Here is a 13016-nt window from a genome sequence, read left to right on the forward strand (position 1 = left end):
GCTACACCATGGCACAACACTGGCGAGCCGGCGCGGCCGGCCTGGCCGTCCTCGGACTGACCCTCACGGCCTGCGGCGGAGCGAAGGTGGGCGACAGCGGCTCGGCCGGCGCGAAGTCCTCGGGCGGCAAGTGCGGCACCTTCAACCTGGCCGTCAACCCGTGGGTGGGCTACGAGGCGGACGCGGCGGTCGTCGCGTACGTCGCGCAGCACGACCTCGGCTGCACGGTGAACAAGAAGGACCTCAAGGAGGAGATCGCCTGGCAGGGCTTCGGCACCGGCGAGGTCGACGCCGTCCTGGAGAACTGGGGCCACGACGATCTGAAGAAGAAGTACATCAGCGGCCAGAAGACGGCCGTCGAGGCCGGTTCGACCGGCAACAAGGGCATCATCGGCTGGTACGTGCCGCCGTGGCTGGCCAAGGCGCACCCGGACATCACCGACTGGCGGAACCTGGACAAGTACGCGGCGAACTTCAAGACGTCCGAGTCGGGCGGCAAGGGCCAACTCCTCGACGGCGACCCGTCGTACGTCACCAACGACGCGGCCCTGGTGAAGAACCTGAAGCTGGACTTCAAGGTGGTGTACGCGGGCAGCGAGACCGCGCTCATCCAGGCCTTCAGGACGGCCGAGAAGAACAAGCAGTGGCTGATCGGGTACTTCTACGAACCGCAGTGGTTCCTCTCCGAGGTGCCCCTGGTGAAGGTGAACCTGCCGAAGTACACGACGGGCTGTGACGCGGACGCGGCGAAGGTGGCCTGCGACTACCCCGTCTACGACCTGGACAAGATCGTCAGCGCGAGCTTCGCCAAGTCGGGCAGCCCCGCCTACGGCCTGGTGAAGAAGTTCAACTGGACCAACGACGACCAGAACACGGTGGCCAAGTACATCGCCGTGGACAAGATGTCGGACGACGCGGCGGCCAAGAAGTGGGTCGACGCCAACCGCGACAAGGTCGAGGCCTGGCTGAAGTAGCGGAGGCCGCGAAGGCGACGGTCCAGGACGCCCGGCGGGCGGTGCGCGATGACGCGCGCCGCCCGCCGGGCGTTGCCGTTTTCCGGGTCTTTCCCGCCCTCTTTACCGACATCGCCCACCCCTTGACACCCCTCCTCGGCGACGGGCACATTGAGTTGCGCAGCCTGAATCACGTTGCGCACAAAGCAACTGCACCGGTCTCAAGTTCGGAGGTTGGGCGATGGCGGGACCCCGAGTGGTCATCATCGGAGCGGGCGTCGTGGGGGCCGCCCTCGCGGACGAGATCTCCGCACGCGGCTGGACCGAAATCACCGTGGTGGACCAGGGCCCCCTCCCGGCCACCGGGGGCTCCTCCTCCCACGCCCCGGGCCTGGTCTTCCAGACGAACCCCTCGAAGACCATGACGGAACTCGCCCGCTACACCGTCGAGAAGCTCTGCTCCCTCGACGTCGACGGCCGGCCCTGCTTCCTCCAGGTCGGCGGCCTCGAAGTGGCCACCAGCCCCGAACGCCTCGCCGAACTCCACCGCAGGCACGGCTGGATCACCTCCTGGGGCATCGAGGCGCGGATCCTCACCCCCGAGGAGTGCGTCGAGCGGCACCCGCTGGTCGACCGCGACCGTGTGCTCGGCGGCCTGCTGGTCCCCACCGACGGCCTCGCCAAGGCGGTCCTCGCCGTCGAGGCCCAGATCCGCCGGGCCACCGGGCGCGGGGTGCGCTTCCTCGCCCGCCACGAGGTCCTCGACGTCCGCCAGGACGACGGCCGGGTCACCGCCGTGGTGACCGACCAGGGCGAGCTGCCCGCCGACATCGTGGTGTGCTGCGCCGGCATCTGGGGCCCGCGGATCGCCCGCATGGTCGGCATGAACCTCCCGCTCACCCCGCTCGCCCACCAGCTCGCCTGGACCGGCCCGGTCCCCGCGCTCGCCGGCCAGACCGAGGAGGCCGTCCGCCCGATCCTGCGCCACCAGGACGCCGACCTCTACTACCGCGACCGCTTCGACGGCATCGGCATCGGCTACTACGGCCACCGCCCCATGCCCGTCTCCGCCGACGACATCCTCTCCGTCGACGAGGCCGACGGGATGCCCTCGGTCCTGAAGTTCACCGAGGAGGACTTCGAGGACGCCTGGACGGAGACGCAGTCGCTGCTCCCCGCGACCCGCGAGGCGAAGATCGAGGAGGGCATCAACGGCCTCTTCTCCTTCACCACCGACGGCTACCCGCTGCTCGGCGAGTCCCCGGACGTCAAGGGCTTCTGGGTCGCCGAGGCCGTCTGGGTCACCCACTCCGCGGGCGTCGGCCGCGCCGTCGCCGAATGGCTGGTGGACGGCCACTGCTCGTCGTTCGACCTGCACGAGTGCGACGTCAACCGCTTCGAGCCGCACCAGCTCGCCCCGGAGTACGTCCTCGCCCGCGACTGCCAGAACTTCGCCGAGGTCTACGACATCCTCCACCCCCTCCAGCCGAGCGGGAAGCCGCGCCCGATCCGCACCAGCCCCTTCTACGCCCGCCAGCAGGAGCACGGCGCGTTCTTCCTGGAGGCGAACGGCTGGGAGCGCCCCCAGTGGTACGAGGCGAACGCGGGCCTGGTCGAAGGCCGTGACATCCCCACCCCGAACGACTGGGCCGCCCGCTACTGGTCGCCGATCGTCGGCGCCGAGGCCCAGGCCACCCGTGAGACGGTCGCCCTGTACGACATGACCGCCCTCAAGCGCCTGGAGGTCAGCGGCCCCGGTGCCGCCGACTTCCTGGAGGGTCTGGTCACCGGCAAGGTCGCCAAGTCCGTCGGCTCCGTGACGTACACCCTCCTCCTCGACCACGACGGCGGCATCCGCAGCGACATCACCGTGGCGAGGCTGGCCCGCGACCTGTTCCAGGTCGGCGCCAACGGCAACCTCGACCTCGACTGGTTCACCCGCCACCTGCCGTGGGGGCACCTCCCAGCGGCAGCCGGGGGAGGCACGGTGCAGGTCCGCGACATCACGCCCGGCACCTGCTGCATCGGCCTGTGGGGCCCGCTGGCCCGCGAGGTTTTGCAGCCGCTGACGGACGAGGACTTCTCCGACGACGGCCTGAAGTACTTCCGCGCCAAGCGCGCCCACATCGGCTCGGTCCCGGTCACCGCCATGCGCCTGTCGTACGTCGGTGAGCTCGGCTGGGAGCTGTACACCACCGCGGACCTGGGCGGGAAGCTCTGGGACACGCTGTGGGCGGCGGCCGAACCGCTGGGCGGCGTCATCGCCGGCCGCGGCGCCTTCAACAGCCTGCGCCTGGAGAAGGGCTACCGCTCCTTCGGCACCGACATGACGTACGAGCACGACCCCTACGAGGCCGGCGTCGCTTTCGCGGTGCGGCCCGACAAGGGCGACTTCGTCGGCAGGGCCGCGCTGGAGCGACGCCGGGCCGACGTCCGCCGGAAGCTGACCTGCCTCACCGTCGACGACCCCCGGGCCGTCGTGATGGGCAAGGAACCGGTGTACGACGGCGAGCGGGCCGTCGGCTACGTCACGAGCGCCGCGTACGGCTACACCATCGGCAAGGGCATCGCCTACGCGTGGCTGCCGGCGGAGCTGGCGGTGCCCGGCACGGCGGTGCGGATCGGGTACTTCGACCAGCGCGTGGAGGCGGTGGTGGCCGAGGAGCCGTTGTTCGACCCGGCGATGTCCCGGCTCCGGGGGTGAGCGGCGCCTCCCATGGGCGCGGAGAACCGCCCGACCAGCCGTCACGCACCCGTGCGGAGGCCGACCGTGGTGGCGCCGGGGCTCAGCGCGACCAGCCGTGACGCACCCGTGCGGAGGTCGACCGTGGTGGCGCCGGGGCTCAGGCGCGACCAGCCGTCACGCACCCGCGCGGAGGCCGACCGTGGTGGCGCCGGGGCTCAGCCCGGTGACTGGGCCAGCTGCCCCAGGTGCGCCGCGCGTGACTCACCGGTCTGGCCCTGGACCAGCAGGAACAGGGCCTCCCTGGCGAGCCGTTGGGCGCGGTTGTCCAGGGCCATCGCCCGGCCGCCGCCCGCCACCACGGCTGCCGTCGTCGCCGTCCGCAGCAGCGTGAACGCCTCGGCCCGCACCGCCAGCCGCTCCTCCGTGTGCTCGTGCGGAACCGGATGGTCCGCGAGCGCGTAGGCCCGGCGGCGGACCTCGTCGAGCCGCGCCCGCAGCGGGCCCGCGTACTCCGCCGCCACCAGGGCCAGCGCCGCCCGGGCGACACCGAAGACGGCCGGGCCCGCGTTGCGGGGTTTCGGACGGTCCGTCGCCGCCCACTGCCCGTAGGGCACCCGCAGCGCGACCGCCTCCTCCGGCACCCACAGGCCGTCCAGGTCCAGGGACACCGTCCGGGACGCGGTCAGCGCCGCCAGCCGCATCGGTTCCGAAGGCCGCAGCCCCGGCTGCTCCCGGGCCTCGACGAAGGCGAACAGCGCCTCGTCGTCCTCGGTCACCCCGGCCAGCAGCAGCACGTCGTTCAGACCCCAGCCGGTGTACCACGGCACGGTGCCGTCGAAGCGCCGGCCGCCCGCCTCCCGTCGTACCCGCACGGGGAGCCGTGGGTGGGACCGCAGATGCGCGTACGCCACCCCGGACAGCAGTTCACCGCGCGCCAGCGGTCCCAGCAGCCGCTCCCGCACCGGCAGTTCGGTCGCGGCCAGGGTCTGCACCGGCGTGTGGTGCTGCGTCTGCACGAACCAGGTCGAGCAGCAGGCCCCGGCCAGGATCTCCGCCGTCTCGCGGACGACGGCCACGGGCGCCGCCGAGCCGCCGTACGCGACCGGGGCGCTCACCCCGAGCAGCCCCGAGCGCTTGATCGCCTCGATGTGGCCGACGGGCACGCCCTCCTGGTCGACCCGCTCCGCGGCGGGGGAGAGGAGGGTGTCGGCGAGGTGCCGGGCGCGGGTGACGAGCGGATGGGTGGCAGCGGTCATGAACAGGATTCTTTCCGACCTCCTCAGCCGTGGACCGGGAACGACGCCTGGAAGGCCAGGCGATCGCCGGCGCCGTCGCCGATGCGGGAGAGGACGTCGTCGAGCGCGATGAACTCCTCCCACGCGGGCCGGCCGATGGCCTCGGCCAGCCGGGCCACGACGAGGTCCTCCAGGTCCGGTACGCGTTTGTTCTTCCAGATCTTGTCGGCGAGGCTCACCAGCAGGTCCTCGGGCCCGACACCCGGTTCCGTCCACGACGCGTGCGTGGCGGCGAACCGGGCGAGCCCCGCACCGACGCCGAGGCCGAGCAGCAGCGCCCGCCCCGCCTCCTCGTGTGCCGCGCCGGGCGCGGAGAGTTCGCGGACGTGGACCGTCTTGCCGATGTCATGGGTCGCGGCCCCGAAGAGCACGGCGTCCCGGTCGAAGGACAGGGCGGGCCGGTGCCGCTCGGCCCAGTCGGCCAGCTGGTGGGCGACGTCGTGCACGGCCCTCAGGTGGGCCGCCAGCCGCGGCGGGCACTCCAGCCCGGACAGCAGCCCGGCCACACGGTCCGGCAGCGGGAGCAGAGGCGGGTCGACGACGCCCCGCACGGCCCGCGACAACGCGGTGTCGGTCGTCATCGCGTCAGGGTACTGACCGGGCTTCCCGTGCCAACCTGTTTTCTCCGGGCGAGGTGTCGATCCGGCGGCCTTCCGTTCGTGTAGAAGGCGGAACACCCCGACGACACCGCACGACGACCGAGGAGTACCCCATGAAGCACTACCTGCTCAGCGTGGTCCAGCCCACCGACGGCACCCCGCCCCCGCCCGACGAACTCGCCGCGATCACGCGCGACGTCGAGGCGTTCAACGACGAGCTGCGCGCGGCCGGCGCCTGGGTCTTCGCGGACGGCCTGCACGGCCCGGAGACGGCCACCGTGCTGCGGCCGGAGGGCGGCGAGGTCCTGATCACCGACGGACCGTACGCCGAGGGCAAGGAGTACCTGGGCGGGATCTGCCTGATCCGCGCGGAGGACCTGGACGCCGCCCTGGAGTGGGGCCGCAAGTGCGCGCTCGCCACCACGCTGCCGATCGAGGTGCGCCCCTTCATGGGGCAGCACTGATGGCGGACGCCGTCGACGTCGAGGCCGTCTTCCGTGCCGAGTACGGTCGCGCGGTCTCGGTCCTCGTCCGCTTTCTCGGCGACATCGACCTCGCCGAGGAAGCGGTCCAGGACGCGTTCACGACGGCACTCGACAGGTGGCCGGAGCGCGGGGTGCCGCCGAGCCCGGCCGGCTGGATCATCACCACCGCCCGCAACCGGGCCGTCGACCGGCTGCGCCGCGAGTCCTCCCGGGACGCCCGGCACGCCGAGGCCGCCCGGCTGCACGCCCCCGAGCCACCCCGCGAGGAGGGTCCCGTGCGCGACGAACGGCTCCGGCTGATCTTCACCTGCTGCCACCCCGCGCTCGCCCCGCAGTCCCGGGTGGCCCTGACCCTGCGCCTGCTGGGCGGACTCGGCACGGCACAGATCGCCCGCGCCTTCCTGGTCCCGGAGCCCACCCTGGCCCAGCGGCTGGTGCGCGCCAAGGCCAAGATCCGGGACGCGGGCATCCCGTACCGGGTGCCCGCGGACGCCGATCTGCCCGACCGGCTCGGCGGTGTGCTGGCCGTCGTCTATCTGATCTTCAACGAGGGCTACGGCGGTGATCCCGAACTGTGCGCGGAGGCGGTACGGCTCGGGAGGCTGCTGTACGGGCTGATGCCGGACGAACCCGAGGTCGCCGGACTGCTCGCGCTGATGCTGCTGGTCGAGTCCCGGGGACCGGCCCGGCTGACCGGGGCGGGCGAACTGGTGCCACTGCCCGAGCAGGACCGGGCGCTGTGGGACCGGGAACTGGTCGGCGAGGGACAGCACCTGGTCCGGCGGTGCCTGCGGCGCAACCGGCCCGGGCCCTACCAGATCCAGGCCGCGATCAACGCCGTGCACAGCGACGCGCCGACCGCCGACGCCACCGACTGGGCGCAGATCCGCCGGCTGTACGACCAGCTCATGGCCGTCGCACCGAGCCCGGTCGTGGCCCTGAACCGGGCCGTCGCGGTGGCCGAGACGGAGGGGCCGGACGCGGCCCTGCGGCTGGTCGACGCGCTCGCCCTGGACGGCTACCACGTGCTGCACGCCGTCCGCGCCGACCTGCTGCGCCGGCTCGGCCGGGACGCCGAGGCCGTGGCGGAGTACGACGCGGCCATCGCCCTCGCCGGGAGCCTGCCCGAACGGGCACACCTCGACCGGCGGAAGCGCGAACTCACCGGCTGACCAGGCGTGATCTTCCTCGTCCCGGTGGCTTCCGGGGTACCGGAATCCACCGGCGAAGCACCCTCAGCCACCGCGAGGCGGTCCTCCTGAAGCAGCCCGGCTGAACCTCCTTTCTCCCGCATCCCCCTGTCGGGGCCCGCCCGCGTACGACGCGGCCGGGCCCGCGCACACCGCCGGCGCCCGGTCGCGTCACGGGTGCCGGATGCCCGACTCCCTTGTTTTCGACCGCAATTGCGGAAACCAGTGGGCGGAGACCGATGCCCCGGTTGACTGGTCTACATCCTTGACTGGTACAGACCAAAGCAGTTGAGTGTGCCCCACACCCCCCACCGCGGCCGCGCCCCCTTCCGGGGGTGCGGTCGTGCTCCGCAAAGGAGTTGATCCGTGTTGAGGCGCCGAATCGCAGCCCTTCTCACCTCGCTCGCCACAGGAAGCTCCGTCCTGGTGCTCCAGGCGGCTCCCTCCGCCTCCGCCGCCGGGTTCGTCGTCAGCGAGGCGCAGTTCAACCAGATGTTCCCGAACCGGAACTCCTTCTACAGCTACAGCGGCCTCACCGCGGCGCTCGGTGCCTATCCGGGCTTCGCCAACACCGGCAGCGACACCGTCAGGAAGCAGGAGGCCGCCGCCTTTCTCGCCAACGTCAGCCACGAGACCGGCGGGCTGGTCCACGTCGTCGAGCAGAACACCGCCAACTACCCGCACTACTGCGACTGGAGCCAGTGGTACGGCTGTCCCGCCGGACAGTCCGCCTACTACGGGCGCGGCCCCATCCAGCTCAGCTGGAACTTCAACTACAAGGCCGCCGGCGACGCGCTCGGCGTCGACCTCCTCAACAACCCCTGGCAGGTGGAGAACAACTCCTCCGTGGCCTGGAAGACCGGCCTGTGGTACTGGAACACCCAGTCCGGCCCCGGCACCATGACCGGTCACAACGCCATGGTCAACCAGGCCGGCTTCGGCCAGACCATCCGCAGCATCAACGGCTCCCTGGAGTGCGACGGCAAGAACCCGGCGCAGGTGCAGAGCCGGGTGAGCGCCTACCAGAAGTTCACCCAGATCCTGGGCGTGCCGACGGGCGCCGACCTCTACTGCTGACCCCCGGCACTCGGCGCCCCGGGCGACCGCACCCCGCCCCGGGTGACCGCACCCCGGCCGGGGTGAACGCCCGGGGCGCCCGCCGGTGACGGCGGCTCCTCGCACAATGGGCCGCACGGGCGGCGGCAGCCGCCCGCATGACTACACTGGCGTAGACGGTCCGGCTGAGCGAGGCCGAGGAGCCGGACCGAGGACGAAGAAGGGGTGAGGGACCTTCCATGGCCGACGGGAAGGACGAACGCCGGCCCGCCGGCGAACTCGAGGCGAGCGTCATGGCGGCCCTCTGGGCCGCGGGCGTGCCCCAGACGCCCGGCGAGGTGCAGCGCAGCCTCGGCACGGAACTGGCCCGCACGACCGTGACGACGATCCTCACCCGGCTGCACGACAAGGGCGTGGTCGACCGGCACCGCCAGGGCCGCGGCTACGCCTACGTGCCCGTCCAGGACGCCCAGGGCCTGACCGCGAGGCGCATGCACAGCGAACTCGACCGGGACGGCGACCGGGAGACCGTGCTCGCCCGCTTCGTCGCCCAGCTCAGCCCCGACGACGAGCGCGTCCTGCGTACGCTGCTCGAAGCCGACGAGCAGTCCGGTGGACGATGATCGCGCTGCTGATCCTGCCCCTGCTGGTGCCGTTCGCCCTCCCGGCACTGGCCCGGCGGGCCCTCGACCGGCTGGCCCCCGTCGCCGCGCTCTGGACGGTGACCGCCTCGGCCGTCGCCCTGGCCCTGTGCTCGCTCGCCGCCCTCGGCGCCTTCGTCCTCACCGGCCTGCTCAAGCTGCCGTTCTTCGCCTCGCTCGGTGAGCTGATCAGGCCGCTGCACACCGCCTCGGACCGTTTCGTCCTGCCGCTGGCCGCACTCTCGGTGGGCGGCCTCGCCGTGACCGCGTGGACCCTCGTGCGGTCCGTGTCCCGGCAGGTCCGCGCCTTCCGCGCGGCCCGCTCGGCAGCGGCGCACGGGCCCGCCGCGGGTGATCTGTGTGTCGTCGACTCACCGCGTCCGGACGCGTACGCGCTGCCCGGGCGGCCGCACCGGATCGTCGTCACCACGGCGATGCTGCGCAACCTCGACGGGAGCGAGCGGGAGGCGCTGTTCGCGCACGAGCGGGCGCACAACGCGGGGGGCCACCACTACTTCCTCGCCGCGGCCGAACTCGCGGCGCACTGCCATCCGGCGCTGCGGCGGGTCCGGGACGTCGTCCGGCTGGCCGTGGAACGGGTGGCCGACGAGGTGGCGGCGCGGGTGGTGGGGGACCGGCGGCTGACGGCACGCGCGATCGCCAGGGCCGCGCTGGCGGGACAGGGCGCGGGCGCTCCCGAGCGGCCCGCGTTCGTGCCGGGGGCGGTGTCGGGGCCGGTGCCGCGCCGGGTCGAGGCGCTGCTGGCGCCGGGTGGGCGACGGGCCGGGGGGTGGATCGCGGCGCTGCTGGTGGCCTGCACCGGAGTGTCGTGCGTCGCCTCGGCGACCGGGATGGCCGACTTCCACCACCGGGTGGAGGTGGCCCAGGGGGAGGCGGAGCGGTAGCCGCCGTGCCGTTCGGAAGGCGCGGGTCCGCCGTGGCCGGTCGCGCGGTTCCTGCCCCCGGCCTCCGGACGGGGGCACCCCAGCCCCTGCCGGCGGGGGTGCTCCAGCCGTCGCCCGTCGAGAAGAAGCCCTGAGAAGCGGCGGCTGGCGTCCCCGAGGTTTTACGTATAACCTCTCCCGCTAACCGCTCCACCCGAAAGGTCACCATGCGACGCGTCGCCCTGGTCACCCTCGTCGTCGGCGACTACGACGAGGCGATCCGCTTCTACACCGAGGCCCTCGGCTTCCGACTCGTCGAGGACGCGCCCCGCCCGGACGGCTCCCGCTGGGTCGTCGTGGAGCCCGGTTCCGAGGGGGCGGGTACCGGACTGCTGCTCGCCCGCGCCAAGGACGACGCCCAGCGCTCCCGAGTCGGCGACCAGACCGGCGGGCGCGTCGGCTTCTTTCTGCACACCGACGACTTCGCCCGGGACCATGCCCGGATGGCCGCCGCCGGCGTGATCTTCCTGGAGGAACCCCGGCACGAGCCGTACGGCACCGTCGCCGTCTTCCAGGACCTCTACGGGAACCGCTGGGACCTGCTCCAGCCCGCCGCCTGACCGACCGCTCCGAACCACCTGCCGAGGAACGCCCACCATGACCGCTACGCGCGTAGACGCAGACCTGATCCGCCGTCTCCCCAAGGCCGTCCTGCACGACCACCTGGACGGCGGCCTGCGTCCCGCCACCCTCGTGGAACTCGCCGCCGAGGTCGGCCACACCCTGCCCGCCACGGACCCCGAGGAACTGGCCGCCTGGTACTTCGAGGCCGCCAACTCCGGTGACCTGGTCCGCTACATAGCGACCTTCGAGCACACCCTCGCCGTGTTGCAGACCAAGGAGGGGCTGCGGCGCGTCGCCGAGGAGTACGTCCTCGACCTGGCCGCCGACGGTGTGGTCTACGGCGAGGTCCGCTACGCGCCCGAGCTGAACGTCAAGGGCGGACTCACCCTGGGCGAGGTCGTCGAGGCCGTGCAGGAGGGTCTCGCGGCGGGCATGGCCAAGGCGGCCACCGCCGGCACGCCCGTGCGGGTCGGCACCCTGCTGTGCGGCATGCGGATGTTCGACCGGGTCCGCGAAGCCGCGGAACTGGCGGTGGCCTACCGGGACGCCGGAGTCGTCGGCTTCGACATCGCCGGCGCGGAGGACGGCTTCCCCGCGGTCGACCACCTGGACGCCTTCGAGCTGCTGCGCGGCGAGAGCGTGCCGTTCACCATCCACGCCGGTGAGGCCCACGGCCTGCCCAGCATCCACCAGGCGATCCAGGTCTGCGGAGCCCAGCGCATCGGGCACGGGGTGCGGATCACCGAGGACATCCCCGACCTCGCGGGCGGCAAGCTCGGCCGCCTCGCGAGCTGGGTGCGCGACCGCCGGATCGCCCTGGAGATGTGCCCCACCTCCAACCTCCAGACGGGCTGCGCCACCTCGATCGCCGAGCACCCGATCACCGCGCTGAAGGAGCTGGGCTTCCGGGTCACCCTCAACACCGACAACCGGCTGGTCTCGGGGACGACGATGACCCGGGAGATGTCCCTTCTCGTGGCGGAGGCCGGCTGGACCGTCGAGGACCTGCGCACCGTCACCGTGAACGCCCTGAAGAGCGCGTTCATCCCGTTCGACGAGCGCACGGCCCTCATCGAGGACGTCGTGCTGCCGGGCTACGCGTCCGCGCTCTGAAGCAGCCCCCGCAGGTAGGAGGCCTGTCCGACGTGCTGGAGATCGTCGGACAGGACACTCACCAGCCGTACGCCCAGCGTGACCGGCGGGTCCCAGCGCTCGTCCACGACCCGTTCGAGGTCCGCGGCGGCCAGTCCGCGCAGCGCCCTGAGGGTCTGCTCGTGCACCGCGTCGTAGTAGCCGGTCAGCAGGTCGGCGGAGGCCACGGTGACCTTGGCGACCTGCTCGGACGTGTGCCCGTAGCCGTGGTCGTGGGGTGGCAGGCCGAGGCCGAAGCGCTTCTCCCAGCCCTCGTCCAGCCACACCTGGCCGAGGCCGAAGGCGTCGGCCACATGGTCGTCCTGGATCCGGGTCAGGTGCCAGACCAGCCAGGTGACGGAGTTGGCGTCCGGCGCGGGGCGCCTGTTGAGCAGGTCGGTGCCGAGGCCGTCGAGGGCGGCGTGGACTTCTTCCTGGATGCGGCCGAAGCCGTCGATGAGAATGTCCCTTGCATGCATACGAACACGATCGCGCATCGCCGGTCGTGATGCGTCCGGAATCGGGCATCCGCCCGCGGCCGGTCAGACGGGGCAGGCCCCGTCCGAAGGGGCCGCCAGGTCGCCCGTCTCCAGCAGGGTGACCAAGGCGCGGGCCGCCGGACTGGTGGCCGTCTGCGGCGGCAGCAGTGCGACCGTCTGGTAGGCCGTCTCGTCCGTGTCCTTGAGGGCGAGCGCGGTGAGCGAGGGCCGCTTGTGCCGGAAGTGCCGGGGTACGACCGCGATCCCCAGGTTCTCGTCGACCAGGTCGAGGAGGCTGTGCACGTCGTTCACCTCCAGGGCGACCGTGCGCCGTACGCCCGCCGAGGCGAAGGCCGCGTCGGTGGTGCGCCGCGGCCCCCAGTCCGGGTGGAAGTCCACGAACACCTCGCCGTCGAGGTCCCGGGGCGTCACCGCCACGCCCGCGGTGGCCAGCCGGTGGCTGGGATGGCACAGCACGGTCATCGGCTCGCCGGTGAGCGACACCGAGCGCAGCTGGTCGGTGTCGTCCTGGGTGCGGTAGGCGAAGGCCAGGTCGAGCCGGCCGGCCGCCACCTCCTCGGCCAGCGCGCCGGAGCCCGCCTGCCGCAGCCGGATCTCCACGTCCGGGTGGCGGCGCCGGAACGCGGCGAGCAGCCCCGCCACGTGCACCCCGGCGATGCACTGCTCGGTGCCGAGCGCCAGCGTCCCGCGCAGCACGCCCTGCACCGCGGCCACCGCCTCGTGCGCCGACCGCACCTGGGCGAGGACGCGTTCCGCCTCGCCGAGCAGCGCCCGGCCGGCCTCGGTCAGGGTCACCCGGCGGGTCGTCCGCACGAACAGCGGCGCCCGCAGCTCCCGTTCCAGGGCCCGGATGGACGCCGACAGACCGGACTGGGACACCATCAGCCGCTCCGCGGCCCGGGTGAAGTGCTGGTCCTCGGCGACGGCGACGAAGTGCTGGAGGTGGCGCAGTTCCATGATTGAGAAGCGTAG

The 13016-nt window shown here is 72.6% G+C and carries 13 protein-coding genes; 9 read left to right on the forward strand and 4 right to left on the reverse strand.

Annotated features, from left to right (window positions below; translation table 11 throughout):
* The first annotated feature begins 8 nt into the window (after positions 1-8).
* Positions 9-974, forward strand: a complete 966-nt coding sequence (locus tag AAW13_RS20225) for an ABC transporter substrate-binding protein (RefSeq protein ID WP_046731222.1) — start codon at positions 9-11, stop codon at positions 972-974.
* A 220-nt stretch (positions 975-1194) separates the two neighbouring features.
* Entirely contained in the window at positions 1195-3657 is a 2463-nt protein-coding gene (locus AAW13_RS20230; protein ID WP_046731221.1) for a GcvT family protein, read from the forward strand.
* A gap of 197 nt (positions 3658-3854) precedes the next feature.
* Here the strand turns inward: AAW13_RS20230 and AAW13_RS20235 are convergent, their stop codons facing one another.
* A complete protein-coding gene (locus tag AAW13_RS20235) occupies positions 3855-4895 on the reverse strand; it encodes an acyl-CoA dehydrogenase family protein (RefSeq protein ID WP_046731220.1) in 1041 nt (346 codons plus the stop codon).
* A gap of 23 nt (positions 4896-4918) precedes the next feature.
* The gene (locus tag AAW13_RS20240; RefSeq protein WP_046731219.1) at positions 4919-5515 is read right to left on the reverse strand and encodes an HD domain-containing protein; all 597 of its coding nucleotides are present in this window, start codon (positions 5513-5515) and stop codon (positions 4919-4921) included.
* A 131-nt stretch (positions 5516-5646) separates the two neighbouring features.
* Between AAW13_RS20240 and AAW13_RS20245 the strand changes: the two genes are divergently transcribed.
* The 7 genes from AAW13_RS20245 (at position 5647) to AAW13_RS20275 (ending at position 11526) form a co-directional block, all read left to right on the forward strand.
* Positions 5647-5997, forward strand: coding sequence for a YciI family protein (locus AAW13_RS20245; protein WP_046731218.1), 351 nt, complete (start codon positions 5647-5649; stop codon positions 5995-5997).
* Entirely contained in the window at positions 5997-7190 is a 1194-nt protein-coding gene (locus tag AAW13_RS20250; protein ID WP_046731217.1) for an RNA polymerase sigma factor, read from the forward strand. The genes AAW13_RS20245 and AAW13_RS20250 overlap by 1 nt, the downstream gene beginning before the upstream one ends.
* Before the next feature lie 387 nt (positions 7191-7577).
* Entirely contained in the window at positions 7578-8285 is a 708-nt protein-coding gene (locus AAW13_RS20255; protein ID WP_420855478.1) for a chitinase, read from the forward strand.
* 218 nt (positions 8286-8503) lie between these two features.
* On the forward strand, positions 8504-8887 hold the full coding sequence (locus tag AAW13_RS20260) for a BlaI/MecI/CopY family transcriptional regulator (RefSeq protein ID WP_046731215.1): 384 nt from the start codon (positions 8504-8506) through the stop codon (positions 8885-8887).
* Positions 8884-9810 carry a M56 family metallopeptidase gene (locus AAW13_RS20265; protein ID WP_046731214.1) on the forward strand — a complete coding sequence of 309 codons (927 nt, stop codon included), beginning with the start codon at positions 8884-8886 and terminating at the stop codon, positions 9808-9810. The genes AAW13_RS20260 and AAW13_RS20265 overlap by 4 nt, the downstream gene beginning before the upstream one ends.
* Before the next feature lie 206 nt (positions 9811-10016).
* Complete coding sequence (locus tag AAW13_RS20270; protein WP_046731213.1) at positions 10017-10409, forward strand: VOC family protein; 393 nt, start codon at positions 10017-10019, stop codon at positions 10407-10409.
* Between the two features lie 37 nt (positions 10410-10446).
* Complete coding sequence (locus AAW13_RS20275; protein WP_046731212.1) at positions 10447-11526, forward strand: adenosine deaminase; 1080 nt, start codon at positions 10447-10449, stop codon at positions 11524-11526.
* On the opposite strand, the gene AAW13_RS20280 is transcribed toward AAW13_RS20275, so the two are convergent.
* Complete coding sequence (locus tag AAW13_RS20280; protein WP_079178872.1) at positions 11508-12023, reverse strand: mycothiol transferase; 516 nt, start codon at positions 12021-12023, stop codon at positions 11508-11510. The genes AAW13_RS20275 and AAW13_RS20280 overlap by 19 nt on opposite strands.
* A gap of 63 nt (positions 12024-12086) precedes the next feature.
* A complete protein-coding gene (locus AAW13_RS20285; protein WP_046731210.1) occupies positions 12087-13001 on the reverse strand; it encodes a LysR family transcriptional regulator in 915 nt (304 codons plus the stop codon).
* Positions 13002-13016: the final 15 nt, after the last annotated feature.

Source organism: Streptomyces humi, from assembly GCF_001005085.2.
GTDB classification, from domain to species: domain Bacteria; phylum Actinomycetota; class Actinomycetes; order Streptomycetales; family Streptomycetaceae; genus Streptomyces; species Streptomyces humi.

Bases quoted from the DNA above. Each gene is read 5' to 3' on its own strand.
- AAW13_RS20250 (WP_046731217.1), top strand. From the start codon at position 5,997: ATGGCGGACGCCGTCGACGTCGAGGCCGTCTTCCGTGCCGAGTACGGT.
- AAW13_RS20230 (WP_046731221.1), top strand. From the start codon at position 1,195: ATGGCGGGACCCCGAGTGGTCATCATCGGAGCGGGCGTCGTGGGGGCC.
- AAW13_RS20285 (WP_046731210.1), bottom strand. From the start codon at position 13,001: ATGGAACTGCGCCACCTCCAGCACTTCGTCGCCGTCGCCGAGGACCAG.
- AAW13_RS20270 (WP_046731213.1), top strand. From the start codon at position 10,017: ATGCGACGCGTCGCCCTGGTCACCCTCGTCGTCGGCGACTACGACGAG.
- AAW13_RS20265 (WP_046731214.1), top strand. From the start codon at position 8,884: ATGATCGCGCTGCTGATCCTGCCCCTGCTGGTGCCGTTCGCCCTCCCG.
- AAW13_RS20225 (WP_046731222.1), top strand. From the start codon at position 9: ATGGCACAACACTGGCGAGCCGGCGCGGCCGGCCTGGCCGTCCTCGGA.
- AAW13_RS20260 (WP_046731215.1), top strand. From the start codon at position 8,504: ATGGCCGACGGGAAGGACGAACGCCGGCCCGCCGGCGAACTCGAGGCG.
- AAW13_RS20280 (WP_079178872.1), bottom strand. From the start codon at position 12,023: ATGCATGCAAGGGACATTCTCATCGACGGCTTCGGCCGCATCCAGGAA.
- AAW13_RS20240 (WP_046731219.1), bottom strand. From the start codon at position 5,515: ATGACGACCGACACCGCGTTGTCGCGGGCCGTGCGGGGCGTCGTCGAC.
- AAW13_RS20235 (WP_046731220.1), bottom strand. From the start codon at position 4,895: ATGACCGCTGCCACCCATCCGCTCGTCACCCGCGCCCGGCACCTCGCC.
- AAW13_RS20245 (WP_046731218.1), top strand. From the start codon at position 5,647: ATGAAGCACTACCTGCTCAGCGTGGTCCAGCCCACCGACGGCACCCCG.
- AAW13_RS20275 (WP_046731212.1), top strand. From the start codon at position 10,447: ATGACCGCTACGCGCGTAGACGCAGACCTGATCCGCCGTCTCCCCAAG.